At 40.4% G+C, this 26,019-nt stretch carries 21 protein-coding genes; all 21 read left to right on the top strand.

Going from position 1 to position 26,019, the window contains the following annotated elements; all coding sequences use genetic code 11:
• Positions 1–116 precede the first annotated feature (116 nt).
• The 21 genes from ACI3EW_RS04625 to ACI3EW_RS04725 all read left to right on the top strand — a co-directional run bounded on the left by ACI3EW_RS04625 (position 117) and on the right by ACI3EW_RS04725 (position 26,005).
• Positions 117–395 carry a helix-turn-helix domain-containing protein gene (locus ACI3EW_RS04625; protein ID WP_117515492.1) on the top strand — a complete coding sequence of 93 codons (279 nt, stop codon included), beginning with the start codon at positions 117–119 and terminating at the stop codon, positions 393–395.
• A complete protein-coding gene (locus ACI3EW_RS04630) occupies positions 382–1,512 on the top strand; it encodes a type II toxin-antitoxin system HipA family toxin (protein WP_405581402.1) in 1,131 nt (376 codons plus the stop codon). The genes ACI3EW_RS04625 and ACI3EW_RS04630 overlap by 14 nt, the downstream gene beginning before the upstream one ends.
• 255 nt (positions 1,513–1,767) lie before the next feature.
• Complete coding sequence (locus ACI3EW_RS04635) at positions 1,768–2,115, top strand: TnpV protein (protein ID WP_405581399.1); 348 nt, start codon at positions 1,768–1,770, stop codon at positions 2,113–2,115.
• Between the two features lie 123 nt (positions 2,116–2,238).
• Complete coding sequence (locus tag ACI3EW_RS04640) at positions 2,239–2,553, top strand: helix-turn-helix domain-containing protein (protein ID WP_002578412.1); 315 nt, start codon at positions 2,239–2,241, stop codon at positions 2,551–2,553.
• Between the two features lie 251 nt (positions 2,554–2,804).
• Entirely contained in the window at positions 2,805–3,749 is a 945-nt protein-coding gene (locus ACI3EW_RS04645; RefSeq protein WP_002578411.1) for a ParM/StbA family protein, read from the top strand.
• Between the two features lie 86 nt (positions 3,750–3,835).
• Positions 3,836–4,198, top strand: coding sequence for a hypothetical protein (locus tag ACI3EW_RS04650; protein WP_405581395.1), 363 nt, complete (start codon positions 3,836–3,838; stop codon positions 4,196–4,198).
• A 770-nt stretch (positions 4,199–4,968) separates the two neighbouring features.
• A complete protein-coding gene (locus ACI3EW_RS04655) occupies positions 4,969–5,349 on the top strand; it encodes a plasmid mobilization protein (protein WP_002578409.1) in 381 nt (126 codons plus the stop codon).
• On the top strand, positions 5,298–6,539 hold the full coding sequence (locus ACI3EW_RS04660; RefSeq protein ID WP_207638220.1) for a relaxase/mobilization nuclease domain-containing protein: 1,242 nt from the start codon (positions 5,298–5,300) through the stop codon (positions 6,537–6,539). Before ACI3EW_RS04655 ends, ACI3EW_RS04660 begins: the two co-directional genes overlap by 52 nt.
• A 13-nt stretch (positions 6,540–6,552) precedes the next feature.
• Complete coding sequence (locus ACI3EW_RS04665; protein ID WP_405581391.1) at positions 6,553–6,801, top strand: hypothetical protein; 249 nt, start codon at positions 6,553–6,555, stop codon at positions 6,799–6,801.
• Between the two features lie 130 nt (positions 6,802–6,931).
• On the top strand, positions 6,932–7,150 hold the full coding sequence (locus ACI3EW_RS04670; RefSeq protein WP_308452692.1) for a helix-turn-helix domain-containing protein: 219 nt from the start codon (positions 6,932–6,934) through the stop codon (positions 7,148–7,150).
• Positions 7,151–7,164: 14 nt separating this feature from the next.
• A complete protein-coding gene (locus tag ACI3EW_RS04675) occupies positions 7,165–7,770 on the top strand; it encodes a DUF1819 family protein (RefSeq protein ID WP_002578406.1) in 606 nt (201 codons plus the stop codon).
• 11 nt (positions 7,771–7,781) lie between these two features.
• Entirely contained in the window at positions 7,782–8,342 is a 561-nt protein-coding gene (locus ACI3EW_RS04680; RefSeq protein WP_002578405.1) for a DUF1788 domain-containing protein, read from the top strand.
• A gap of 13 nt (positions 8,343–8,355) precedes the next feature.
• Complete coding sequence (gene brxC / locus ACI3EW_RS04685; protein ID WP_405581386.1) at positions 8,356–11,904, top strand: BREX system P-loop protein BrxC; 3,549 nt, start codon at positions 8,356–8,358, stop codon at positions 11,902–11,904.
• An 11-nt stretch (positions 11,905–11,915) separates the two neighbouring features.
• The gene (locus tag ACI3EW_RS04690; RefSeq protein WP_002578403.1) at positions 11,916–12,536 is read left to right on the top strand and encodes a hypothetical protein; all 621 of its coding nucleotides are present in this window, start codon (positions 11,916–11,918) and stop codon (positions 12,534–12,536) included.
• Positions 12,529–16,038: a BREX-1 system adenine-specific DNA-methyltransferase PglX gene (pglX, locus tag ACI3EW_RS04695; RefSeq protein ID WP_119247636.1), complete on the top strand. Its 3,510-nt coding sequence runs from the start codon at positions 12,529–12,531 to the stop codon at positions 16,036–16,038. The genes ACI3EW_RS04690 and pglX overlap by 8 nt, the downstream gene beginning before the upstream one ends.
• A gap of 15 nt (positions 16,039–16,053) precedes the next feature.
• On the top strand, positions 16,054–16,956 hold the full coding sequence (locus ACI3EW_RS04700) for a hypothetical protein (RefSeq protein ID WP_002578401.1): 903 nt from the start codon (positions 16,054–16,056) through the stop codon (positions 16,954–16,956).
• A 42-nt stretch (positions 16,957–16,998) separates the two neighbouring features.
• Positions 16,999–18,471: an RNA-binding domain-containing protein gene (locus ACI3EW_RS04705; RefSeq protein ID WP_119247637.1), complete on the top strand. Its 1,473-nt coding sequence runs from the start codon at positions 16,999–17,001 to the stop codon at positions 18,469–18,471.
• A gap of 9 nt (positions 18,472–18,480) precedes the next feature.
• Positions 18,481–21,123, top strand: a complete 2,643-nt coding sequence (gene pglZ, locus ACI3EW_RS04710) for a BREX-1 system phosphatase PglZ type A (protein ID WP_308452696.1) — start codon at positions 18,481–18,483, stop codon at positions 21,121–21,123.
• A 20-nt stretch (positions 21,124–21,143) separates the two neighbouring features.
• The gene (gene brxL, locus ACI3EW_RS04715; RefSeq protein ID WP_485663309.1) at positions 21,144–23,261 is read left to right on the top strand and encodes a protease Lon-related BREX system protein BrxL; all 2,118 of its coding nucleotides are present in this window, start codon (positions 21,144–21,146) and stop codon (positions 23,259–23,261) included.
• A 22-nt stretch (positions 23,262–23,283) separates the two neighbouring features.
• The gene (locus tag ACI3EW_RS04720; protein WP_002578397.1) at positions 23,284–24,924 is read left to right on the top strand and encodes an ATP-dependent nuclease; all 1,641 of its coding nucleotides are present in this window, start codon (positions 23,284–23,286) and stop codon (positions 24,922–24,924) included.
• Positions 24,917–26,005 (top strand): UvrD-helicase domain-containing protein, encoded by a 1,089-nt coding sequence (locus ACI3EW_RS04725; protein WP_002578396.1) that lies wholly within the window; start codon positions 24,917–24,919, stop codon positions 26,003–26,005. Before ACI3EW_RS04720 ends, ACI3EW_RS04725 begins: the two co-directional genes overlap by 8 nt.
• Positions 26,006–26,019: the final 14 nt, after the last annotated feature.

Consider the following 26,019-nt stretch of genomic DNA (forward strand, 5'->3'; position numbering starts at 1 on the left):
CTGATGGTAAAATAATAACAGATAATATATTATATATTTTGAATGTAATCATGTAAAAATAGATAAAATATTATCCAATAAATGTACGAAAAACGAAATCGAAAGTGGGAAAGACTATGGAAGGTTTTATATGGGAGACAGCGGAAGAACTGGATTTGAAGTTGGCGCAGAGGGTTCGCAATATTAGAAAACGGCGTTCAATCTCGCAGGAGAAGCTGGCGTCGATGAGCGGTGTGAGTTATGGTTCTGTTAAAAGATTCGAGTCTACCGGTCAGATATCCTTGTTGTCTCTGACGAAAATCGCAATGGCATTGGATATTGCGGATGAACTCAGGAATATTTTTTCACAGGTACCATACAGAGACATAAAGGAGGTCATAAATGAAACAAGATAATGCGCTGCAGGTGTATTATGATGAAAAACTTGTGGGGACATTGGCCATGACAGCAAATCGAAAAGCAGCATTTCAGTACACCGATGAATGGCTGGAACATGGATTTTCGATCAGCCCATTCTCGCTGCCATTAAAAAAGCAGGTGTTTGTGCCCACAAAGGATTATTTTGGCGGCCTTTATGGCGTGTTTGCGGACAGTCTTCCGGATAATTGGGGAAGATTGCTGCTAAATCGTCTGCTTCGTGAGCATAAACAGGATCCGGATAAACTGACGGTTTTAGACCGACTGGCAATAGTTGGAAAATCAGGAATGGGTGCGTTGACGTATTATCCGGAAAGAAAATTTCCAGAGCAGCAGGATAATCCTGACCTGGATGAACTGGCGCGGGAGTGTCAGAAAATATTGAACACAGAATATACAGACAAACTTGACGAATTGTACCGGCTTGGAGGAACGAGCGGAGGAGCAAGGCCGAAGATCATGACTTCGATTGGAAATGAAGAGTGGATCATAAAATTTCCGGCCCATGTAGATGGAAAAGATGCGGGAAAAATGGAGTATGATTATTCATGCTGTGCCCGGAAATGTGAAATTACGATGAGTGAGACAAAGTTGTTCCCATCTGGAATCTGTAAAGGCTATTTTGGAACCAGGCGGTTTGACAGAGTCCCTGATCAAAATGGAATAAAGCGAGTCCATATGCTGACAGCAGCAGCGCTTCTCGAACTGGACTTTGAACAGCCGAGTCTTGATTACCACAGTCTGATGAAACTTACGAAGATATTGACGAAGGATCATTATGCGGATGTGGAAAGTATGTTTCGAAGAATGTGTTTTAATGTTTTTGCGCATAACAGAGATGACCACTCAAAAAATTTCACCTATTTGTATGATGAAGAAAAAGATCAGTGGAGACTGAGCCCTGCATACGATCTTACTTATAGTAATACGTACTATGGGGAACACACAACGACCGTTGACGGAAATGGAAAAGATCCGGGAAGAAAAGAATTATTAGCTGTTGGCATTACGGCTGGAATGAAGAAGAACCGGTGTATGGAAATTATTGATGAGATCGAGAGGTGTGTGGGAGAGATGCTTGGCGACTACCTATAGAATGCGTTCTACGATGCGCCTGAAAAGTTACAATGCTTCAATGAAATACACAATTAATTCACAAAAAAATTAGCACTCAACTCTTGATAATGGAAGTTGATTTTTGTCCTGTCTTGTGTATCCCGGAAGTGCCTGTTTTACAGGCTTTCCGGGGCATCAGTCATTTTGTCTGGTATTGTAAAGCAGTGTCAGATTTGTCGTAAATGTCGTAAATTTGTGGTCAAAAAATGATGAGAAATGGAGAGTGCTAATAAAATGAAATTAACGTATACGAATGTAAATGGATATTTGATCTCAAATCTCACCTATAAATCCGGTGAACAGATGGAGCAACTTGGCAAGTATGGTTTTCTTCGCAGAGATTATCTGAAAAACCATCGAAATTCAACCTATCAGGTGATGCTTCTGCAGGATACGATTGGAGAGCATCTTCTGGAAGTGGACAAGGCAGCCAGGGAACGGGAAGAAGTGATTCTGAAACAGTTGGAAGAAAAAGAACCACTGCCGGATAAGGAGAAAGATCAGATGGCATGGGTAAGAGCTGCCAATCAGCACAGAGCGATTGCAGAAGAGATTATCCTGAAAGAATTGATTTATGTATAAGGATTGCCAGTAACTAATCTGGCAGGTAACTGATAAAAATAGAATATTGTGAGCGAAGTAAGACGTGAGTCATAAGATATGGCTTGCGTCTTTTTCTTTTGAACTGGAAAGGAGGATGGGAGCATGGCACAGATTTTTCGTGTAGAGAGAACTAAGAATTTTACGGTAATGAGTAATCATCATTTCAAGAATAAGAATCTGACATTGAAAGCGAAAGGTCTATTATCGCTGATGTTAAGTTTGCCAGATGACTGGAATTACAATATGCAAGGACTGGCAACATTGAGTAGAGATGGGATTGATTCTGTTCGTTCTGCAATTAAGGAATTAGAGCATCATGGATATGTGGAACGTCATAGATTGCGTAATGAGTATGGCTTTTATGGCGATACCGAATATATTATCCGGGAAGTTCCATTAGGAGAAGAAAATAATTAAGTGGAGAAGAGAAGTGCCTAAGGGTGGATAGTCCAATTTTGGACAATCAGGTCATAGGAAATTTCTATCTCCGGACATCAGAAAATAGGAAAACCAGATATGGTAAATCCCATACTGGACAAACCGTTGCTATTAATAATCCATGTTATTAAATATGAATTATTAAAGAACCAATAAATAAAATATCCATCTTATCAATTCACGTAAGTATTAATAGGATTGGATAAGAAAAGAAAGAATGAGGTATGATTATGAGAATGATGAAAAATAGTAGAAATGAAACAATTATGGTGGTCGGGATTGATCATGGGTATGGAAACATGAAAACTGCCACCAGATGCTTTCCATCCGGTGTAGCCAGATATGACAAGGAGCCAATCTTCCAGAATAATCTTCTTGTTTACAATGGTATGTATTACCAGATCGGAGAGGAACACAAAGAGTTCTGTGCAGAGAAAACGCAGGACGAGGACTATTATGTGTTGACACTGGCGGCTATAGCAAAGGAACTTGATGGGAAAAAAATGAATCAAGCAAAGGTACACATTGCAGCTGGACTTCCGCTTACCTGGGTAGCTACACAGAAAGAAGATTTCCAGAAATATCTTCTCCAGAATGAATGTGTGGATTTTATATTCCGCAATAAAGAATATCATGTGGAGTTTGCAGGAGCTGATATTTACCCACAGGGATTTGCAGCAGCTTTTTACCGTTTACAGGATTTCAAAGGAATCAACATGCTTGTGGATATTGGAAATGGAACTATGAATATCATGTATATCAATAATTCCCGTCCATTAGAGAAGAAATGCTTTACAGAGAAATATGGAACGCATCAGTGTGTGCTTGCAGTCAGGGAATCCTTATTGAAAGAACTGGGAACAGTGGGGGACGATCTGGTGATTGAGCAGGTGATCCGTACCGGGACAGCAGATATTAGTGAGAAATATCTGACAGTCATTTGTAAAGCTGCCGGAGATTATACGAAAGAAATTTTCCATAAGCTGAGAGAACGGGAATATAATCCAGAACTGATGCGTCTGTATGTGGTCGGCGGTGGCGGTTGTATGATCCAGAATTTTGGGGAATATGACAAGAGCCGTGTAACGATTGTACGGGACATCTGTGCCACAGCGAAAGGCTATGAAGCAATGAGCGTAAGGAAAATTCAGAGAAACGGAGGAATGCTTGTATGAGAAAAGAACGGAAAATCATCAATACAAATATCCGTTTGAATCTTTGTGATGAACAGGACAGGCAGGCATGGGAATATTTGCAGACGATGGACAGGGAAAAATATAAATCGTACACCAGAGCAGTTGTAGTTGCTTTAAACGATTATTTTTCCAGAGAGTACAGGAATGAAGCAGATCCGTATCTGGAAACCAGAGAAAAGGAAGATGCTTTTCTGGAAAGAGTGGAAACAGCTGTCCGGGATGGAGTAAAAGAATCTGCCCCGATGGCTATAGCGAAGAATCTGATGGAAATGCTTGTACCGTTTGTAAAAGAATCGGTAGGAGAAAGTAAGCTGTCGGACAGAATACTAACAATGGAAAAAAAGGATGGAGAGATTACCGAAGATAATCTGGACTGGGAGAAAGAAGCTAATATGGATGCAGCATTGGATTTTGCAGACAGTTTTTAGATAGTTATGAAATAGCAGTAACAGGAAAACAGACTGACAGTAAGGAATAGCTTTACAAAAACAGAATAGCAGAAAAAGACAATGGCAGTGGTGACATTTCAGATATTATGAATTGGAGAAATGTTTATGACTGCTATTTTGATGTCTTTTAGCAGAAATGGAAAGAGATCCAGAAAAAGAAAGACAGAAATAACAGGAAAATATAACAGAAAAGCGTTGGCAGATGGGTGATTGAACAAGCAAGGCGAAGAAAAGAGATAGAGTGCCGGATACGGCACATGATTGTCCGATACTTCGCATCGGAGTGATGCAGGAACAGTCTGTTTTAGAAAGAGAAAATCTATGGAAATGGGAGCTTTTCTATTTCTTCCACAGTCTGTCCCTGCACCACAAAACCACTGTCATCTCCATTTTGATCTGATAACGTAGGGTGGAAAATATGGCTTGGTGGGTGTCGGTTCAGTGGTGGGGGGATGACAGGCAAGTTTCGCAAAGTGGCAAGCCACTCTGCACCGGAGCCAGCCTTTGGGCTGTTCCTAAACTTGCCAGAGGGCTCTGCCCCTGGAACCCTGGCACGTCAATGGCGTAAGTATTCCTGCGAAATGTCCACCGGACATTCCTGCGGAACACTTACTGATTGACTAGGACTCTGTCCTGCACCTGTATAAGAGAGCGTTGCACTCTCTTATAAATCTCCTGCCAATATGCACCAGAACGCTGTGTCTGTTAATAAAGAATGAAAATCGAGTAGAGAAAGGAGCAGAAAGCCTATGAGAAAACGAAATCATACAGTAACTATACGGATGAATAAAGAGGAATATGAGCTACTTCAAAGCAAAGTAAAGGAATCCGGAAGAACACAGCAGGAAGTTGTAATAAAAGCAATCGCAGATTTGAAGATAGCTTCTACAGAGGAAGTGGAAGAACTGAAAAGATTGAACCAGCTGTTTGCAGATATTCTCAGTCAGCTTCGTGGAGCTACTACAAATATTAATCAGATTGCAAGAAAGCTGCATACAGATGGAGAAGTTCCAAATGACAGTACGTTGTATTTCCTCAATAAAAATATTCTTAAGTACCGGAAGGAGAGTGAAAAGATATGGCTATTAATAAGACGATTAATAAGCGGACAAATACACATGGAGCAATGAGAAACTGCATCGAATATGTTTTGCGACAGGACAAGACCAACGAATTATTTACCTGTGTAACAGGCCCGTACTGTCATGACGAGATCAATTATGATCTGGTGTACAGAACATTTTTAGAGGAAAAGAAGGTATGGGATAAAGATTCTGGGAGAATGTACGCTCACAACATTATTTCTTGGCATAAGGACGAGCAGATTACTCCGGAGCAGGCATTAGAATTTGGAAAGGAGTTTGCAGAAAATTGGTTCAGTGGATTCCAGACCTTAGTGGCTGTGCATAAGGATAAAGATCATATCCACTGCCATCTGGTTACTAATTCAGTGAGTTATGAAGATGGAAGAAAACTGCATAACACCAAAAAGAATCTGGAACGTATGAAACAGCTTACCAATCAGATGTGCCGAGAACGTGGCTTGTCCGTTGCTGAAAAAGGAAAACATTTTGATGGAAGTCAGATTGAAAAAGGGGAAGTCATTGCATGGAGCAAAGACAAATATAACCTGTTCCGACAGCAGGTAAAGGACAGCTTTGTAGCGGACTGTGCAATGGCAGTATTAAAGGCAATGGAAAATTGTATCAGCAAAGAAAAGTTTATAGAAAAAATGAAACAGTTTGGATGGAATGTAAACTGGTCAGAGAAACGGAAGCACATCACTTTTCAGAACCAGGACGGGAAGAAGGTGCGAGACAGCAATTTGTCAAAAACATTTCATCTGGATATCAGCAAGGAGGGATTGGAAAATGAATTTAATGGAAATTACGAAAGGATACGAGCCGAAGCAGAACGAACAAACGGATCAGACGAAGAACTCGCTGTATACTACCGACAAGTGGAAGTTGCTTGCGAAGGAGCAGGCAGAAATGCTGGAGAAAGTGACGGTGGAGAAGGACGAATTACAGGTGAGAAATCAGAAGATGAACGAGTTTATCCAGAAATTTCAGGAAAGGACACACAAGCTGAAAATGGAAAAACAGAATCTATTCTTCGAGAATCACGAAATGCAAGACGAAATTCGGAAATTAAACGACGAAATTCATCGTTTGACAACCGAACTGTCCGAAACGCAGAAGCTGAATCAATCGCTTCAGAAGAACAACGACGATTTGAGGAACAGAAACGGATTGAAGAGCAGGAGAGAGCAAGAGCAGCTCGAAGAAGAAATAAAAGACGTTCAGGACCAGAACTCTAAATTGCAGATACAGGTGAATAAATCATCTGTGCAAGCTGTTGATGAGGCATATAGAAAACAAAAAGAAGCAGAAAAACAATTACGGTCATTAAAGCATCAGGCGGAACAGAATAGAAAGATGGCTGAGAAGGAAGTGCAAAAACTGAAAAAAAGAATAAAATTGCAATCAGAGAAAATAAACGAGATAAAATTTTTCTGTGTAATTGGATATATAGTGGCATTTGTACTTTCAGCTTGTCTTGTTAAGATGTGTTTCTTGTGATTTTAAATGCGATATTTCAGAATTGAATTATGATTTTTGATAGATTAGATTGTTTGAAACGCATTTTTGTGATATGATGATAAATACCATGTGAACAGATATTTCAAGCAAATAAGATTGAGGTGAAAAAATGGTAGTTAGTTACAAGAAATTGTGGAAATTGTTGATTGATAAAGAAATGATGAAGAAAGATTTGCGTGCAATGACAGGAGTTAGTACAACAACGATGTCTCGATTATCAAAAGATGAAAATGTAAGTACAGAGATTCTGTCAAAGATATGTTCTGCTTTGAATTGTGATGTTGGAGACATCATGGAATTTGTTCCCGATAAAAAAGAGGAACAGTAAGGAGGTACGGGAACATGGATCATTCTTATCCTTATATTGCGTCTTTGACCAGAGAGCCGTTCCTTTTCTACGAAATGCGTTCTACCGCAAAGCTAATGGTAGAAGGAAATTCTGATGATGCAATTGTTAAAGAAATTGTAGAGCAGAATCTTTTTCAGTATCCAACTGAAAAATCTATTACACGCATGGCGAAAGCCTGTATCAAACGGCTTCATGCACTGGAAGATGATTCACTGGTTGCTGCGATTGCGTCACAGCCAACGGATGTAGCAAAACAGATTTGTCTTTATTCATTGATGAAGCAGAGCCGACTGGTTTGGGAATTTATGCTGACCGTCATTGGCGAGAAGTACAGATTAAGGGACACGTCTTTTGGTAAGATAGATTTGAATACATTTTTTATACGTTTACAGGAACAAAATGATACCGTAGCTTCCTGGAGCGATAGTACGATAACAAAGTTAAAACAGATTATTGCCAGAGTGCTTGTCGAAACAGAATATCTCGACAACCTCAAGGCAGATCATTTGAATCCAGTATGGCTGCATCCTATTTTAGAGAATGCCATCAGAAGCAATGGCGACACGGCGGTACTGCCGGCGTTTAATTGCTTTGTGTAGGAGGTAACCCGATGAGTGAAATAAAAGAGCGCCTGGACAAAGTTCGGGCATTGATTCAGGAGCCGGAGTTCCTGGAAGGCAAGGGACTCAGCAATGAGGTGAATATCAGAATCTTCTGTTATGAACCGGAGAATGAAATGGTTGTCCGCCATTTTGTGAATCAGCTGGAAACCGATCAGTCCTTAGATTGCCATTTGATCGTTTGTAATTTATATAAAACATTTCTCTCTATCTGCGATGATATGGACATCACAGATGCAATTCCCGATATGGAAGAAGCTGACGGAAGTGCTTATCTTTTGGAGCAGCTTAATTCTGCAATCGGCAATGGAGAGTTTATTGAAAAAATCCAGTATGAGCCACACGAACTGGGTGATGTGCTGATGCTGACAGGTGTAGGCGAGGTATTCCCGTTTATGAGAATCCATACGTTACTGGAAGCCTTGCAACCGTATTTTTCGGATATTCCGATTTTGGTTATGTATCCGGGTGAGTTTGATGGCCGTCATGTAAAACTGTTCAATCGTTTGACACCAAATGATTATTACCGGGCATTCAATGTCATAGATTAAGGGGGATAAAGCCATGATGATTCGAGATATGTTTGCGGATGACATTAACCGCAAAATCAATGGTGTAATTAAAGTAGATCAGGCTGCTGATGATGTAATCGAGCAGGAGTTAAATGAATATGTCATTACCAGAGAATTGAAGAAACACTTCATTACGTTCTTCAATTATTACGGTGATGCTTTTGACCAGCCGACCGCTGATATGGGTGTTTGGATTTCTGGTTTCTTTGGAAGTGGTAAATCTCACTTTTTGAAAATGCTTTCCTATCTTTTGGAAAATAAAGAGGTAAAAGGCATTCGCAGTGTGGAGTGTTTCCGTAAAAAGTTTGAGGATGACCCGGCAACTTTTATGCTGATTGATCGTGCCACAAAGGGACAGACCGAGACAATTCTGTTCAATATTGATATTGAGGGATTCAGCAATAAAGATAAGACTGCGGTTCTTCGTGTATTTGCCAAAATGTTCTACAACCATCTGGGATTTTACGGTGAAAATCTGAAAGTTGCCATGATGGAGCGTTATATCGACCAGCAGGGAAAAACCGAGGAGTTCCGTAGAGTTTTTGAAGAAAAGAAAGGCAAGTCCTGGCTTGAAATGCGCCGTGCCTTTGCTTTCAATGGAAAGTTCATCATCCCAACACTAATGGAAGTTTTAGATATGAGTGAGGACGATGCCAAGGCGTGGTTCAATGATAAAACTGCAACAGAGATTTCTATTGCACAGCTTGTGGAAGATATGAAAGCCTATGTAGATACTAAACCTGCAAACTTCCGTCTGCTGTTTATGATTGACGAGGTTGGTCAGTATGTTGGTACGGATACCGATATGCTTTTGAACCTCCAGTCTCTGACCGAGAAAATCGGAAGTGAGTGCGAAGGTAAGATTTGGGTGATCTGTACCGGACAGGAAGCCATTGATGAAATCATCAAAGTTCGTGCCGATGAGTTCTCCCGTATCCAGGCTCGTTTCAAAACAAGACTGAGCTTATCTTCCTCCTCCGTGGATGAAGTCATCCAGAAGCGTATTCTGAAAAAGAAAACAGAAGCAGCCAAAGACCTGGAAGGTGTTTATGAACAGAATGATTCTGTCCTTCGTAATCTATTCAGCTTCAGCGGCTCTATTCTGGACATTAAAGGCTATTCTGGTCCGAGGGAATTTACAGAGAACTTCCCGTTCGTGCCATATCAGTTCATCATCATGCAGAAGGTATTTGCTGAAATCCGGAAACATGGAAATTCCGGTAAGCACCTGTCCGGTGGTGAGCGTTCCATGCTGTCCGGTTTCCAGGAAGCTGCACAGAAAATTCAGGAGAAGGATGAATACGCACTTGTTCCGTTCTTCCGTTTTTATGATACCGTACATACTTTCTTGGACGGTTCTATCCGCAGGGTAATCGAGCGTTGCCAGAAAGCTGCCGACAACGGCGATGGCATTGAACAGCAGGATGTGGATGTACTGAAACTTCTGTACTTGATTCGATATATTGATGACATTCCTTCTAATCTGGACAATATAGTTATCCTTATGGCAGACGATATTCGTGTAGATAAGATTATCATGCGCGAAGCTGTCCGTGGATGCCTTGACCGTCTGATGAGCCAGAACTATATCGGCAGAACCGGCGACACTTATAACTTTCTGACTGACGAAGAACAGGACATTCAGCGTGAAATCCGGGATACCAATGTGGATACCGCTTCTATCGTGGAGCGTATCGCTCAGATGATTTACGGCGATATTTTCACGACCAAGAAGTTTCGTTATGGAAAATATGATTTTGCTTTCGACCAAATGGTAGATGGCATTACAGTCGGTGTGGCAACAGGCGGTATGCGTCTGCGTTTCCTGACCGTTGCTACCGATGCTATTGAAAAAACAGATTATCGTCTGATGGCAGAATCCAAAGGTAACGAAGCAATCGTGGTTCTGGCTGACACACCTTACTATGAATCTCTGGAATCTGCTATGAAGATTCGCAAGTACGTAAAGCAGAGAAATGTAAGCCAGCTTCCAAAAACTGTGCAGAAAATTATCAGTGATCAGCAGGACGAAGCCGGAAAATATGAGCTGAGTGCCATGACCGAATTGCAAAATGCTATTGAAGGGGCGCAGTTCTATGTAGACGGTGAGCATCTGGAAATCAAAGCTGGAAATGCCAAGAGTAAGATTGACCAGTCTCTTGAATATCTGGTTGCTCATGTATATAGCAAGCTCGATTTGATTACAGATCATGCAGGCAGTGATGCAGATATTATTGCGATTCTGACAGGTGCGGTAACAGCACTTCCGGGTATGGAACCGAACCGTGATGCAGCTTCTGCCATGGAAGAATATCTGGAAATGCAGGATGCGAAAAAGCTGCCGACATCTATGGCAGATGTGCAGAGCAAATACAGTGCGATTCCGTATGGCTGGAAAGAAATCGACATTGCTGCGGTTGCGGCACAACTGATTTATTCCCAGAAAGTAACCATCAAGTATGCAGGCAATACCATTCAGCCGGATGATTCGAAACTGCCTGATATGCTCCGCAAAAAGAGTGAGATAGGCAAGACTTCCATCAGCAAGCGTAAAACCATTTCTGCTACGATGATGCGTGATGTAAAAGCGATGCTCCGAGAGTATTTCGACATCATGGATGTACCGGACGATGAAGATGGTTTGATTCGCTTTGTGACGGAGAAGTTTACCGAGCAGCGTGATTACTATGCTTCTCTGGATGCTCGTTATGACGGACATAAATACCCGGATCGTGCATTGGTGCAGGAAGCCATTCATCTGATGGACGATGTACTTTCTCAGAAAAAAGACAATATTGCTCTGATTGAGCGTGTGCTGAAAAAAGAGGATGCTCTTTTCAATAACAAGGAAGCCATGAGCAATGGCATTGAAAACTTCTTCAAAACCCAGGTAACAGTATTCGACCAGGCAGTGCAGTTTGAAAAATCTCTGCACGACGACCTTGACCGAATTGCAGAAAATGAGGAAGCACATAAGGCACTGAATACCATTCGTCTGATTACGATGGTTCAGAATGGAAGCAAGTTCAACTATACCCGGATTCGTGAATTGAATCCGTTAATAGATACGGTTCGTAGCGCTCATGATAAGATGCTGGAAGAAAAACGTGCCGAGGTTCTGGAAACGGTTCGTCAGTGCATGGAAGCGACCCATACTGCCGCAAACGGTGATTCCAAGGTATCCCATCTGATTGAAAAATCAGATCGGTATTTCAGCCAATGCAAGGAAAAAATCGCAGAATTAAAGAGCCTTGCCCTTCTGGATGCCATGTTTCTGCCAACGTGTCAGTACAAGGATGATACAGTCAGCAATATTGAATCTGTTTTGGAACCGCCTGCACCGAAGCCACAGGTACAGCCGACACAGCAAGGAAAAGAGCAAGCAACTGCAAAGAAAAAGGTTGTCCGAGCCTATAACCGTCAGGTTGTATTCCAGGCAAAGACCTTACAGACGGATGCGGATATTGATGATTATGTAGAGAAGATTCGTTCTCAGCTGAAACAGTTGCTGAAGAATTGCGACGAAATTAAGCTGAATTAAGGAGTGTACCTATGGAAGAATTACTTGAAAGACTGGTTATTGCAGTTGAACAGCAAAATTCAGCTTTTCCTTGGGATAGTGTAATTTCAATATTAGCACTAATTGCTTCATGGGTTACAATTTTCTTTTTGCTCAAGGAACGAAGTGAGAAAAATCGCCCTTATATGCAAATATCGTTTGAACTTGTTCGCTCAACGTTGGCGTGCATTGTTTTGAGAAATGTTGGCACTGTTCCATTGGAAGTTAAAAGTTTGACGTTTAATGAAACTTTTACCAAACAGTTGCAAACGAAAACGCAGGAACGATTAAAAAAGAAAGAATCGACGAGTATTGTGATTTTTCCAAATCAGAAATGGGTTATTTCATTTGATACAAATGTTTTTAATATCATAAACGATTTTGAAGAAAAAACAGTAAGGATTGGTTACGAATATTGTAAGTATGGGAAAAACAAATCTTATATTGAAAAAATTGCAATCGATTTTTCAGAGTACAGTGGATTTTTAAACTATATTTCAGAAGTGGATGAGTTTAAGAATAGTGTTGATAATTTGAGAAAATCAATGGAGAATATTGATAAAGGTATTAAGAAATTGTCTGTTCGAATAGAAGATGGAGAAAATTATGGATAAGAATGCGATTAAAAAATTTGCCGTCTGGGCAAGAACAGAGCTGATCGCCCGCGTTTCCCTGAAAAGTGTGGAATACGGTATCACAGAGGGCAACATTGAGGAAGCTAATGTGGACAGCGTTGGTGGAAAAGTCCTCACTGCCGATGAAAAGAAACAGCGTCAGGCTCTGATTGCCGAGATTAACGATAAAGGATATAAGCAGGTCATGGAGGAGGTTGCCTACACTTGGTTCAACCGCTTCTCTGCTCTGCGATTCATGGAAGTAAACGGTTATCTTCCTTCCCATGTGCGTGTATTCACGGATGAGGAAAACAACTTTAAGCCGCAGATTATAGCCGAAGCCATTCATCTGGATTTGGATGGACTCGATATGGAAAAGGTCTATGAGCTGAAAGATGCAGAAAAGACCGAAGAACTGTATAAATATCTGCTGATCGTGCAGTGTAACGCTCTGAATAAGATTCTGCCGGGAATGTTCCAGAAGATTGCGGATTACACGGAGCTTCTTCTGCCAGACAACCTGCTTCGTGAAGGCAGTGTGATTCAGCAGATGATTGAACTGATACCGGAGGATGACTGGAAGGATGCTGTCCAGATCATCGGATGGCTGTATCAATATTATAACAGCGAGAAAAAAGACGATGTCTTCGCAGCACTGAAAAAGAATGTGAAAATCACAAAAGAAAACATCCCTGCAGCAACCCAGCTTTTCACACCTGACTGGATTGTTCGTTACATGGTAGAGAACAGCCTTGGTCGTTTGTGGCTGGAGGGACACCCAGATGTTAAGAGTCAGCTTCTTCCTACCGAGGAAGAACAGTCTGCTTATGCTGCCGGAAACCGTGACCCTGAAGATACCAAATGGCACTACTATCTGGAAGAAGCTGAGCAGGAGCCAGAAGTGCAGGCACAGCTTGAAGAAATTCGTATGGAATACGCCGCACTGACGCCGGATCAGCTGAAAGTCATTGACCCATGCTCCGGCTCTGGTCATATTCTTGCATATCTGTTTGATGTGCTGATGAAGATTTATGAATCCTACGGCTATACTACCCGTGAAGCAGTGGCAAGTATTGTGGAGAACAATCTTTATGGTCTGGATATTGATGACCGTGCGGCACAGCTGGCTTACTTTGCGGTGATGATGAAAGCCCGTCGGTATGACCGCCGCTTTTTCAGCCGTGGCATTCAGCCCCATGTATATGCTATTGTGGAGAGCAATCATGTAGATTCGTTTGCGCTGGAGTATTTTTGTGATGGCGATGCCAAGCTGAAGGCGGCTATGGATACCATTATCAGTGAGCTGCATGATGCAAAGGAATATGGCTCGATTTTGACAGTAACGCAGCAGGACTGGTCTGCTCTGTATGACCGTTTTGCAGAGATTACGGAAGATATAAATATGTTCCGTGATACGGTATTGAGAGAATTACTACCGTTGGTACAGGTGGCGGAAGCACTGGCACATAAATATGATGTGGTTGTGACGAACCCGCCGTATATGGCATCAAATGGCATGAGTGATATATTATTAAGCTATATTAAAAAGCACTATGGCGAAACAAAGCAAGATTTATATGCTGTTTTTATTGATAAATGTATAAATCTCGGAACTCAATATGCCAAAATTGGATTGATGACATCATATACATGGATGTTTTTGTCTTCATTTGAAAATGCGAGAAAGAAATGGTTAGAGAAAAATTCGATACATTCATTAATTCAACCAGAATATCATGCTTTTTTTGAATCTGCATATGTACCGATTTGTACTTTTGTGTTTTTGAAAAATTTCTATAACTACACAGGTACCTATATGAGTTTAAGCAGATTCTATGGCGCAGAGATTCAAAGTATAAAAGTTTTAGAAGCAATAAGTGATAAAGCGTGCCAATATGTTTATAGGATTAATACAAATAATATAAAAGAAATACCTGGAGCAATTTTGGCATATGGAGTAAGTGATAAATTGTTAAAGGCATTCAAAGAAGCGCCATCATTGGCATCTATAAGCGAACCAAAGCAAGGGTTAATCACAGGGGATAATAATAGATTTTTAAGATTATGGTTTGAGGTATCAGCAAATAATGTGGCATTCGTACATAGCAAGAAAAAATGGTATCCATTTAATAAAGGTGGAGAATTTAGACGTTGGTATGGTAATAGAGAATATATTCTTTTATGGGAAAATGATGGACAGGAGATAAAGAATTTTAAGGATACCAAGGGAAAACTAAAATCGCGACCACAAAATCTTGAATACAATTTTAAGCCAGCACTAAGTTGGTCCTTAATAACAAGTGGAGAATTTTCAGTTAGATATTATGACGAAAATTTTGCTTTTAATGTGGCGGGAATATCGTGTTTTCCAGAAAAACATATACTTAAATATTTGTGCGGAATTTTAAACAGTAAAGTGGTAGGAAAAATAACTAAAATGCTTAATCCTACATTGAATATGAATGTTGGAGATGTAGCAAAAGTTCCGATTTGGTTTATAGAAAAAGAGAAGAGTAATGTTGAAGAATATGTTGATTCTTCAATAGCGATAAGCAAAAAAGACTGGGATTCTTTTGAAACATCATGGGATTTCAGACATCATTCACTGATTCGCAGGGTTCCTACTATTGCAGAAGCCTTTGAACAGTGGCAGGCTGAATGCGATGAGCGTTTTAATCAGCTGAAAGCCAACGAGGAAGAACTGAATCGTATCTTCATTGACATTTACGGTTTGCAAGAAGAACTGACACCGGAAGTTGAGGATAAGGATATCACTGTTCGCAAGGCTGACCTTGGCAGAGAGATTCGCTCATTCATTTCCTATGCGGTTGGCTGTATGTTTGGTCGTTACTCTCTGGATGTAGACGGACTTGCCTATGCAGGCGGCGAATGGGATGCCAGCAAGTATGCTTCTTTTGCTGCGGATAAGGATAACATTATCCCGATTTGCGACGATGAATACTTCGAGGATGATATTGTCGGTCTGTTCGTGAAGTTCGTGAAAACCGTCTATGGCGCAGATACGCTAGACGAAAACCTGAAATTTATTGCGGATGCCCTCGGCGGCAAGGGTCAGCCGAAGGATGTGATTCGGAATTACTTCCTGAGCGACTTCTACTCCGACCATTGCAAGATTTATCAGAAACGCCCAATCTACTGGCTGTTTGACAGCGGCAAGAAAAACGGTTTTAAGGCTCTGATTTATATGCACCGCTATCAGCCGGACACCATTGCCCGTATTCGTACCGATTATGTGCATGAACAGCAGGCTCGTTATCGCACTGCCATTGCCGATCTGGAACAACGTATTGCCAATGCTTCTACTGGCGAGCGTGTGAAGCTGAACAAAAAGCTGACCACCTTGCAGGCACAGGATACTGAAATCAGAACCTACGAGGAAAAGATTCATCACCTTGCTGACCAGATGATCTCCATTGATCTGGACGATGGTGTAAAGAAGAATTATGCAATTTTCCAGGATGTTTTGGCTAAAATAAAGTAAGGAGGGCTTGCGTAAATGGAAAATATATTTGCTACGTTTTTACAAACTGCGGGATTATATGATTCTAAAGAAATTTGTGAAGATAATATTGCTGACTTGATTGAGTTACTTAAGGGAAATGTTAAAATTAGCGCTTATTGTAAAGAGTGCAAGCAAGAGCGAGTTTTTCACATGAAACCTATTGAGTATTATTTTGAAACGGGTCCAGAGGGGGATGAAGAAATTAGGTGTGCATCTCTTGGCGAGGAAATAGAATCACTTCAAAATATGATATTTAGCACCAAAGCCAGACAAGAAAAGAGTTCTGCTGAAGAATGGAAATGGATAAATTGGCAAATAGCTGATACGACGAGATTAATGAAATTGGAATATATTTGTTCAATGGATGAGAAGCATCATCTGGATTATATTATTTTGACAACAGACAATTCAATGATGAAAATTGGGCAGTATCCATCTATTGCAGATATGACATTTCCAGAATTAGATGCTTATAAGCATGTGATTTCTAAACAAGATCGAAAAGAGCTTGGAACTGCCATAGGGTTATTTGCAAGTGGTATTGGTGCAGGTTCATATGTTTATTTGAGACGAATTCTTGAAAGACTTATTTATCAAGCAAAAGCAACTGCGGGAGATAAAGTTAATGATGAGGAATTTGAACAGGCAAGGGTGGCTGAACGAATTAAGATGTTACAGGGATATTTGCCTGAGATACTCATCAAAAATACAACTATTTACGGAATCCTAAGCAAAGGTATTCATGAATTAAGCGAAGAAGAATGCAAAAAATATTTTCCTGTTGTGAAAGAATGTATTTATCAGATACTCGGTATGTGGGAAAGTGAGAGAAGAAAAAAGGCTGATGAAGATGCTTTAAGCAAAGCACTGAGCTCAATTTCTTCATCAATCAAGTAAAAATATGGCGGTTAGGACTGTTAAAGAGAGCGAGGTGTTACGATGACCATAGAAGAAATTCTTGCAGGGGAATCAAAAAATGTAGAGTTTAAAGAGAACCTGCCGGAGAAAAGCATCAAATATATGAAGTCTGTGGTTGCCTTTGCAAATGGAACCGGAGGAAAAATCATTTTCGGAATTGCCGATAAAACCAGAGAGGTTATTGGCTTTGACAAGGAAGATGTGTTCAAGAAAATGGATGCCATTGCCAATGCTGTATCAGACAGCTGTGAACCAGCAATTATCCCGGATATCACTTTACAGACGGTTGATGGTAAGACTGTCATTGTGGTAGAGGTTTCTGAGGGCAGACAGCGCCCGTATTATATCAAAGCCCTTGGTAGAGATGGCGGTGTATATGTCCGTGTTGCCGGAACTACCCGCCTTGCCGACGAGTATATGATAAAAGAATTGTTGTTTGAGGGCAGTAATCGTTACTACGATCAGGCTTTATGTACTGGGTTAAATGTTACAGATGAAGATATTGATGCCCTTTGCAAAGCTATGAAAGAGCAGGCTGTCAAAAATGCCCGTACAGAGGAACAGAAAGCATCGATTAAAGATGTAGGCAGACAGCAGTTGCGCTCCTGGGGGATTTTGATTGAGCGTGATGGAAAAGATTATCCGTCCAATGCTTTTGCTATTTTAACAGGCAACGGTGGACTTCATGTTGCAACGCAATGTGGCGTGTTCAAAGGGACAACGAAAGCGGTATTTGTTGACCGTAGAGAATATACCGGTCCGCTTTGGGAACAGATAGACGAAGCATTTCAGTTTGTTTTGAGAAATATTCATCTGGGTGCTACAATTGTGGGAATTTATCGCCAGGATGTTTATGAGATTCCACCAGATGCCATTCGTGAGTTGATTATCAATGCTATGGTACATCGTAGTTATCTGGATCATGGTACGATACAGGTTGCGGTATATGACAACCGATTGGAAATCACTTCTCCGGGAAAGCTGCCAATGGGACAAACGATGGATCGTATGAAAGAGGGCTATTCCAAAATTAGAAATGAAGCCCTTGCCCATGCGTTTGCGTATATGAACCTGATCGAGCATTGGGGAAGCGGTATTCCGAGAATTATTGATAAAGTAAAAGCTGCCGGACTGCGGGAGCCGGAGTTTATTGGTGGCGAAGTTGATTTGCGTATTAATATTTATCGAGGTCAGGTTGCGACCAATAACGCCATGATTAACGCCAATGGCACTAAAAATGGCGCTAATGGCGTTAAATGTGGCGTTGATGATGGCACTAATAGTGCTGAAGTGCCGCTTAATAAGGAACAGACGCAGATAGAAAAATTGTTGCAGATTATAGAGAAGAATCCGTCTGCAACACAGGCATATTATGCGGAAAAAATGGGTATATCGAAAAGAACGGTTTCTCGAATGTTCGCTTCTTTACAGGAAAAAGGTAGATTGGTACAGGACGGAACAAAACGAAAAGCAAATTGGAAAATTATAAGGTAGGAGGACAGCATGGATACAGATAAAATAATACAAGATTTAAATCGCAGATTTGCTGCACCTCTGGATGAGTTTTATCAGCGTCGTATCATTTTCTGGTACGATGAAGATAAGGAATTTGAGGATAAACTGGATGAAGTGGTTTTGGAAAATGCAAAGGTGATTGCGCTGACTGGAAATAATTCGTTTTCTGTAAAAAAACTGCTTTCAGTAGATGATTTGACCACAAATTATCTGGTTTACAGTCCGTGTGTTTATAATCGCCCGGATGATAACTGGCTTCTGGACGTGGAGCTTTACAGCGAAGAGTTTCGGGCAGATCTGATTTCTATCTGGATGGATGAGATGGGACTTATATCAAATCCGGCAATGAGGAAACAGGTTAAAAATTATCGTGCTTACTTCAATGCGAAAGACCGTCGTTTGAAAGTTAGTACACAGAATAAAGTTCCGGAAACACCGGCACAGTTACACATGGCTGTTATGGCGGCAATCTGTGGATTGAAAGATGCACAGCCTAATATGATTCTCCGTAGTGTGTTCCAGGCGGGACTTGATTTGAATAATAATACGGTTTATCAGGATTTTGTAAAATATCATGCAGACGCAGCATTTTGGGCGATGGTTCGTCAGGGATGCGGATTTGTGGAGGAAGAACCAGACCTTGGGCGGTTAGCAATTCATCTGCTTTTAACTGCAACGACCCGCACCATGCGGCAGGAATATCTTGCCGGACTGGACGGCTTTATTTCCATGCCACATCAGGCATATTGCTATGATTTTATTTCTGAATGGCTTCATAGTGACAACATTCCGCAATTATATGATGTGGCACGTTATGTTGAGGATGAAGCCCGTCTGTATCAGCGCTTTGAAAAGCTGACGGTAGAGGATTTGGTAGGAACAGAATGCTTCCCGTGTATTAATGAAGTGATTCTGACAAAGCTAATGACAGAAATCAGTGACCATATCATTGATGTGGATACCATTACGTATACTGTTGAAAAACGGAGAACTTGTGTATGGTATGAGCCATTTGAAAATTTTTATGACGGTATCTTACAAGTGGCGAATATGCAAAGTTTCTTTAAGGAACATTCAGCCGGATTCCATACCGCAGAAGCGAAAAGTATCTGGAAAGAATATACTGAGAGCTACTATCAGATGGACACATATTACCGTTTGTTCCATCTTAGTTTTCAAAAGAGCTTGGAGACTTCCAATATTCTGCTGGATGATTTGTTCAAGCATGTTGTCGATAAGGTGGAAGGACTTTATACTCACTGGTTCTTAGGTGAGTTGGGCAACAACTGGTCGGATGTATGTGCGGATGAACTGGCAACTTACGGTAAAGTTCTGGAAGTACCTCAACAGGAGGATTTTTACCGTTCCCGTATCCAAACCTCGGATACGAAAGTATTTGTAATTATCTCAGATGCCATGCGTTATGAAGTGGCAGCTACGATGGCAGATCAGCTTCAGCGAGAAACGCAAAGTAAGGTTTCTATCAGTAGTATGCAGAGTATCTTCCCTTCTACTACAAAGTTTGGTATGGCAGCTTTGTTGCCGCACAAAGAACTGACAGTAGAGGTTCGGAACGATATTTTGACGGTTTTGGCAGATGGACAGTCTACGGCAAGTACTTATAGGGATAAGGTTCTGAAAACAGAAGATTCGGCAAGCGTGGCTTTAAAGTATAATGACATCATTGCTATGAAACGAGCGGAAAGAAGTGCTTTAGTAAAAGGTATGGATGTGGTCTATATTTACCACGATACCATAGATGAAGCCAGCCACACTTCGGATACTGCTGTTTTTGCTGCGTGTGACAAGGCGATTTCAGAATTGAAGAACCTCGTGCGTATCATTGTAAATGAATTTGGTGGAACGAATATTTTAATTACGGCAGACCATGGATTTCTTTATACATACAGTCCTTTGAAGGAAGAGGATAAGGTAGATAAAAGAGGCTTTTTTGATGTGGATGTAACAAACTCTGACATTACAAAAAAAGAAAGTATCAAGCGATGTGTGGAATATGGCAGAAGATATGCAATTATGCAGAAGGGTGTGCAACCAGATTACTTGATGCCTGTAAAATTCTTGGGCGGAAATACGGAATTCGATGGATTTGCACCGAGAGAAAGTATTCGTATCAAAATGAATGGCGGCGGTATGAATTTTGTGCATGGTGGTATCAGTTTACAGGAAATGATTGTTCCGGTGATTGAGTATCATTATCTCCGCAATGATTCTATGGAATATAGGCGAAATAAGCAGAAATATGATACTAAGCCGGTAACGGTCAATTTACTGTCCGCAAACCGTAAAATCAGCAATATGATTTTTTCGTTGAACTTCTATCAAAAAGATGCGGTCAGTACAAATCGTGAAGCAGCAACCTATCAAGTTTATTTTACAGATGAGGACGGCAAACAGATTAGTGATATTCAGAAGATTATTGCAGATAAGACCAGCGATAACGGTGCAGAAAGAACTTTCCGTTGTCAGTTTAATTTGAAATCTCTGAAATACAGCAATACAGCTACTTATTATCTGGTAATTGCAGATGAACAGGGATTACAGCTGCCACAGCGGGAGCCATTCCAGATTGACATCGCCTTTGCGGTGGACGAGTTTGATTTTTTTAGTTAATGCCGCAGGAGGAGAGAAAGATGGAGCAATTTACAGAGGGTGAAAGTACCCGTGAAGAAATAAAGAACAAGCTCCGTCAGAACTTTGACGGTAAGATTGTTCGGAAAGACCTGACAAAGAAAATTAAAGAAGGGGCGAATGTCCCAGTGTATGTTCTTGAGTTCTTGTTGGGACAGTATTGCAGTTCAGATGATGAGACGGTTATAGAGAAAGGCGTACAGAATGTGAAGCGTATTCTTGCTGACAACTTTGTACGCCCGGATGAATCACAGAAAATTCTGTCTCAGCTACGTAAAAAAGGCAGTCACACAATCATTGATATGGTGACTGTTCGACTGGATATGAAAAAAGATTGCTTTTTTGCAGAGTTTTCTAATTTGGGCGTTGGTAATGTACCGATTGCCGATGAATATCCAGAAAAATTTGATCGCCTGCTCTGTGGCGGTATCTGGTGTATTGTTCAGCTGGATTATGAGGTTGAAGGCGACAATAATTTTGGTATTGAGGACATTGATGGAAATCCGCTTCGTCCCAAACAGAAAAAGCAGAAAGATATTTCACCAATCAGTATCCGTAAGCTGACACCGATCCAGATGCCGCACATTGATATTGATGAACTAAAGCAGGGACGAAAGGCTTTTACGAAAGATGAATGGCTGGATATTCTTCTTCGTTCTATCGGCATGGAGCCAGATGAATTTACATATCGTGAGAAATGGTTACTTTTAACCCGTATGATTCCATTAGTTGAAAATAACTTTAATCTTTGTGAGTTGGGACCGAGAAGTACCGGTAAATCTCATCTTTACAAAGAGATTTCACCGAACAGTATTTTAATTTCCGGTGGACAGACGACGGTTGCAAACCTGTTTTACAATATGGGACGCAAAACGGTCGGATTGGTCGGCTTATGGGACTGTGTAGCCTTTGATGAAGTGGCAGGTATCAAGTTTAAAGATAAAGATGGCATTCAGATTATGAAGGATTACATGGCATCCGGCTCTTTTGCCCGTGGCAAAGAAGAAAAAGCTGCTACTGCGTCCATGGTATTTGTGGGAAATATTAATCAGAGTGTGGATGTGCTGTTGAAAACATCCAGTCTGTTTGCACCTTTCCCGCAGGAAATGGGAACAGATACAGCATTTCTTGATCGTATGCACTGCTATCTTCCAGGATGGGAGATACCGAAGTTCAGACCGGAGCATTTTACTAATGATTATGGTTTTATCAGTGACTATTTGGCAGAGTTTATCCGAGAGCTTCGCAAGGAGCAGTATGGAGATGCGCTTGATCACTACTTCCGCTTGGGGAGAAATCTGAATCAGCGTGATACAATTGCGGTTCGTCGTATGATAGACGGTTATCTGAAGTTGATGTACCCAAATGGTGAGTTTACCAAAGAAGAACTGGAAGAAATTATTCAGATTGCATTGGAAATGCGTCGCCGTGTCAAGGAGCAATTGAAGAAACTGGGCGGTATGGAATTTTATGATGTAAACTTCTCTTATATAGATCTAGAAGATATGTCAGAACATTATGTTTCCGTACCAGAACAGGGTGGCGGTAAGCTGATACCGGATGGAATGTGTAATCCGGGACAGGTTTATACCGTATCCAGAGGAAAAAGTGGCATGATTGGTGTATTCCGTTTGGAAAGTCAGATGCTTCCAGGCAATGGCAAAATTGAACGGACTGGCTTAGGCAGTGATTCTAAATGCAAGGAAGCGGTGAACACGGCATTTAATTATCTGAAAGCCAACGGCAATCGGATCAGTGGATCTATCAGTACCTCAACTAAGGATTACATCATCAATTATCAGGATTTGCAGGGTATCGGCATGACAGATAAACTGGCACTTCCAACATTGATTGCACTTTGTTCGATTGCCCTTGGAAAGCCTGTTGTCAGCAACTTGGCAGTGTTGGGAGATATAACAATTAGTGGCACAATGATAAAGGTGGATGAACTTGCCAATACACTTCAGGTGTGTCTGGATAGCGGCGCAAAGAAGGTGCTGATTCCAAGTACCTCATTTGTTGATTTTGCAAGCGTTCCGGCTGAGCTGATGAGTGCATTTCAGCTGATTCCGTATCAGAGTGCGGAAGATGCGGTGTTTAAGGCGTTGGGGGTAGAGTAAAATCGAAGATAGGAGGCTACGAATGGCTATTGAGAAGGTAATCATTCAAAATTTTAAGAAGTTTAAAAATCCGTTTGAAGTAAAATTTAATGAAAATATCAATCTTCTGGTTGGTGATAATGAATCTGGAAAATCTACTATTCTTGAAGCCATTCATGTGGCTTTAACGGGTATGTATGCTGGTCGAAATATTAGAAATCAGCTATCAACATATTTATTTAATAGAGAAGCAGTTGAGGAATACCTGGCATCAGTGGAAAATGGACAACCGATTGCACCTCCAGAAATAATGATTGAGTTATATTTCAAAAGTGGAACATTGCCTGAATATGAAGGAAATGGTAATTCCGAAAAAAGTGATGGTATAGAGGGAATCAGATTCACAATTAGTTTTTCTGATAAATTTAATTCAGAATATGAAAGTTTGCTGAAAACAGAAAAAATTACAAGTTTGCCTATTGAATTTTATGAAGCTAAATGGTTTTCTTTTAGCCGAGATGAAAAAATGCCCAGATTCATACCAATAAAGTCTGTAATGATTGATTCGTCAAATTACAGATACCAAAATGGGTCTGATGTATATATTTCCAGAGTAGTAAAGGATTTCCTTGAACCAGAGGACATAACAGCAATAACACAAGCCCATAGAAATATGATAGATGAGTTTGCACAAAATGAAGCAATTCAGTCAATCAATGAGAAAATTAGTGCAGCGTCTACTGTTATGAATGGGAAATTATCATTGAGTGCCGATCAGGGAGTTCAAAATTCTTGGGAGTCAAGTTTGGTTACGCAGGTGGATGGAATCCCGTTTGCTCATGCTGGAAAAGGTGCACAATGTATCATAAAAACACAATTAGCTTTAAGTCATAAACAGGCAGAAAAAGCAAGTATTATTTTGATTGAAGAACCTGAAAGTCATTTGTCTTTTTCTCGATTAAGCGAACTAATGGGAGTTATTGAAAAGGCTGCATCTGGTAGACAAATTATAGCATCAACGCATAGTAGCTTTGTCGCTAATAAACTCGGACTGGAAAATTTAATTTTGCTTTCAGGCGATAATTGTTGCTCGATGCAATCGCTCAAAAAGGAAACTTTTGAATTTTTCAAAAAAGTGGCAGGTTATGATACACTGCGATTGATTCTTTGTAAAAAATCAATCTTAGTAGAGGGCGATTCAGATGAGCTGGTTGTTCAGCGGGCATATATGGATACTCATGAGGGGCGGCTTCCTATCCAAGATGGAATAGATGTAATGACCGTAGGTGGGGTGACATTTAAGCGGTATCTTGAAATTGCACAGACACTAAACAAAGAAACAGCTGTTGTTACGGATAATGATGGAAATATTGAAGCTGTTAAGAAAAAGTACAAAGAATATGAAGAAATACAATGTATTCATATATGTGTTGATGAGGTAGTGGATACAGGTGATTTGAAACTGTCAGGTAAGGATTTTAATTATAATACCTTAGAACCGAAAATATTAAAAGAAAATGGACGAGAAGCAATGAACAATATTTTTGGAACTAACTACGATACGGATGATGAGATGCACAAATATATGCACGCTCATAAGACGGATTGTGCCATAGCAATTTTTGAATCGGCTACGAAAATTAAATATCCTGAGTATATAATGAGGGCGATAAAAAATGAGTAGTCTAATTATTGCGGCGGCAGGGGCAGGAAAAACAACATTTCTTGTAAAGAAGGCATTAGAGATTTCTGAAAATGTTTTGATAACAACTTATACCGATGCTAATGAACAAAGCATTAGAGACAAATTTTACGAAATAAATGGTTGTATTCCATCCAATGTAACTATTATGCCGTGGTTTTCGCTGTTAATCAAGCATGGTATACGACCTTACCAAAGCTATCTTATAAATAATAGGGTATCCGGTGTGTTATTAGTGAATAAGGCAGATAAAAATTTGTTGAGACTAAAGGATACAAATGAGAAAAAATATGTCACGGCTTCCGGTAATGTATATTCAAATATGATTTCAAAATTGCCCTGTGTTTTGGACGAATTATCGAATGGATGTGTATTTCGCAGAATACGAAAAATTTTTTCTTATGTTTTTGTAGATGAAATACAAGATTTTGTCGGATATGATTTAGAAGTTATAAAAAAGTTGCATGAGGTTGGTTGCAACATGACTTTAGTAGGAGATCCTCGTCAGACGACGTATCGAACTCATTACGAAGCAAAATATAAAAAATATGCAGGTGGGAAAATAGTAATTTTTGTGCAGGATAATATTGCCGGAATGAATATTGATACCACAACATTATCGACATCTCATAGAAATAATCAGATTATATGTGATCTTGCAAATCAGATGTATCCTGATATGAAGCCATGCGATTCTGCCATGAATGAAAAAACGGGACATGATGGAATATTTTGGGTTCACGAGAATGATATTGATAAATATGTAGATATATATAATCCTGTTCAGTTGCGGTATGATAAAAGAACAAAGGTAAATCCCATCCCAAAAACGATGAATTTTGGATTGTCCAAGGGACTTACTTTTAATAGAGTCTTGATTTACCCGACGAAACCAATGCTGGATTGGTTGTCAGGAAAGTCCAAAGACATGAAGGATGAAAGTCTTTCTAAGTTTTATGTTGCAGTGACGAGAGCACGGTATAGTGTGGCTTTTGTATACAAGACAAAACGACTTCCAACTAACGATATTGGAACAAAGTGGACACCTGATGTATTGGAATAAATAATAGATTACAC

Source organism: Pilosibacter rotomagensis (genome assembly GCF_045062245.2).
GTDB lineage: Bacteria > Bacillota > Clostridia > Lachnospirales > Lachnospiraceae > Pilosibacter.

Coding starts and splice junctions, on each gene's coding strand:
- ACI3EW_RS04635 (WP_405581399.1), top strand. CDS start 1,768: ATGAAATTAACGTATACGAATGTAAATGGATATTTGATCTCAAATCTC.
- ACI3EW_RS04655 (WP_002578409.1), top strand. CDS start 4,969: ATGAGAAAACGAAATCATACAGTAACTATACGGATGAATAAAGAGGAA.
- ACI3EW_RS04675 (WP_002578406.1), top strand. CDS start 7,165: ATGGATCATTCTTATCCTTATATTGCGTCTTTGACCAGAGAGCCGTTC.
- ACI3EW_RS04670 (WP_308452692.1), top strand. CDS start 6,932: ATGGTAGTTAGTTACAAGAAATTGTGGAAATTGTTGATTGATAAAGAA.
- ACI3EW_RS04725 (WP_002578396.1), top strand. CDS start 24,917: ATGAGTAGTCTAATTATTGCGGCGGCAGGGGCAGGAAAAACAACATTT.
- brxC (WP_405581386.1), top strand. CDS start 8,356: ATGATGATTCGAGATATGTTTGCGGATGACATTAACCGCAAAATCAAT.
- pglX (WP_119247636.1), top strand. CDS start 12,529: ATGGATAAGAATGCGATTAAAAAATTTGCCGTCTGGGCAAGAACAGAG.
- ACI3EW_RS04690 (WP_002578403.1), top strand. CDS start 11,916: ATGGAAGAATTACTTGAAAGACTGGTTATTGCAGTTGAACAGCAAAAT.
- ACI3EW_RS04680 (WP_002578405.1), top strand. CDS start 7,782: ATGAGTGAAATAAAAGAGCGCCTGGACAAAGTTCGGGCATTGATTCAG.
- ACI3EW_RS04720 (WP_002578397.1), top strand. CDS start 23,284: ATGGCTATTGAGAAGGTAATCATTCAAAATTTTAAGAAGTTTAAAAAT.
- ACI3EW_RS04660 (WP_207638220.1), top strand. CDS start 5,298: ATGGCTATTAATAAGACGATTAATAAGCGGACAAATACACATGGAGCA.
- ACI3EW_RS04625 (WP_117515492.1), top strand. CDS start 117: ATGGAAGGTTTTATATGGGAGACAGCGGAAGAACTGGATTTGAAGTTG.
- ACI3EW_RS04650 (WP_405581395.1), top strand. CDS start 3,836: ATGGACAGGGAAAAATATAAATCGTACACCAGAGCAGTTGTAGTTGCT.
- ACI3EW_RS04645 (WP_002578411.1), top strand. CDS start 2,805: ATGAGAATGATGAAAAATAGTAGAAATGAAACAATTATGGTGGTCGGG.
- brxL (WP_485663309.1), top strand. CDS start 21,144: ATGGAGCAATTTACAGAGGGTGAAAGTACCCGTGAAGAAATAAAGAAC.
- ACI3EW_RS04640 (WP_002578412.1), top strand. CDS start 2,239: ATGGCACAGATTTTTCGTGTAGAGAGAACTAAGAATTTTACGGTAATG.
- ACI3EW_RS04630 (WP_405581402.1), top strand. CDS start 382: ATGAAACAAGATAATGCGCTGCAGGTGTATTATGATGAAAAACTTGTG.
- ACI3EW_RS04700 (WP_002578401.1), top strand. CDS start 16,054: ATGGAAAATATATTTGCTACGTTTTTACAAACTGCGGGATTATATGAT.
- ACI3EW_RS04705 (WP_119247637.1), top strand. CDS start 16,999: ATGACCATAGAAGAAATTCTTGCAGGGGAATCAAAAAATGTAGAGTTT.
- pglZ (WP_308452696.1), top strand. CDS start 18,481: ATGGATACAGATAAAATAATACAAGATTTAAATCGCAGATTTGCTGCA.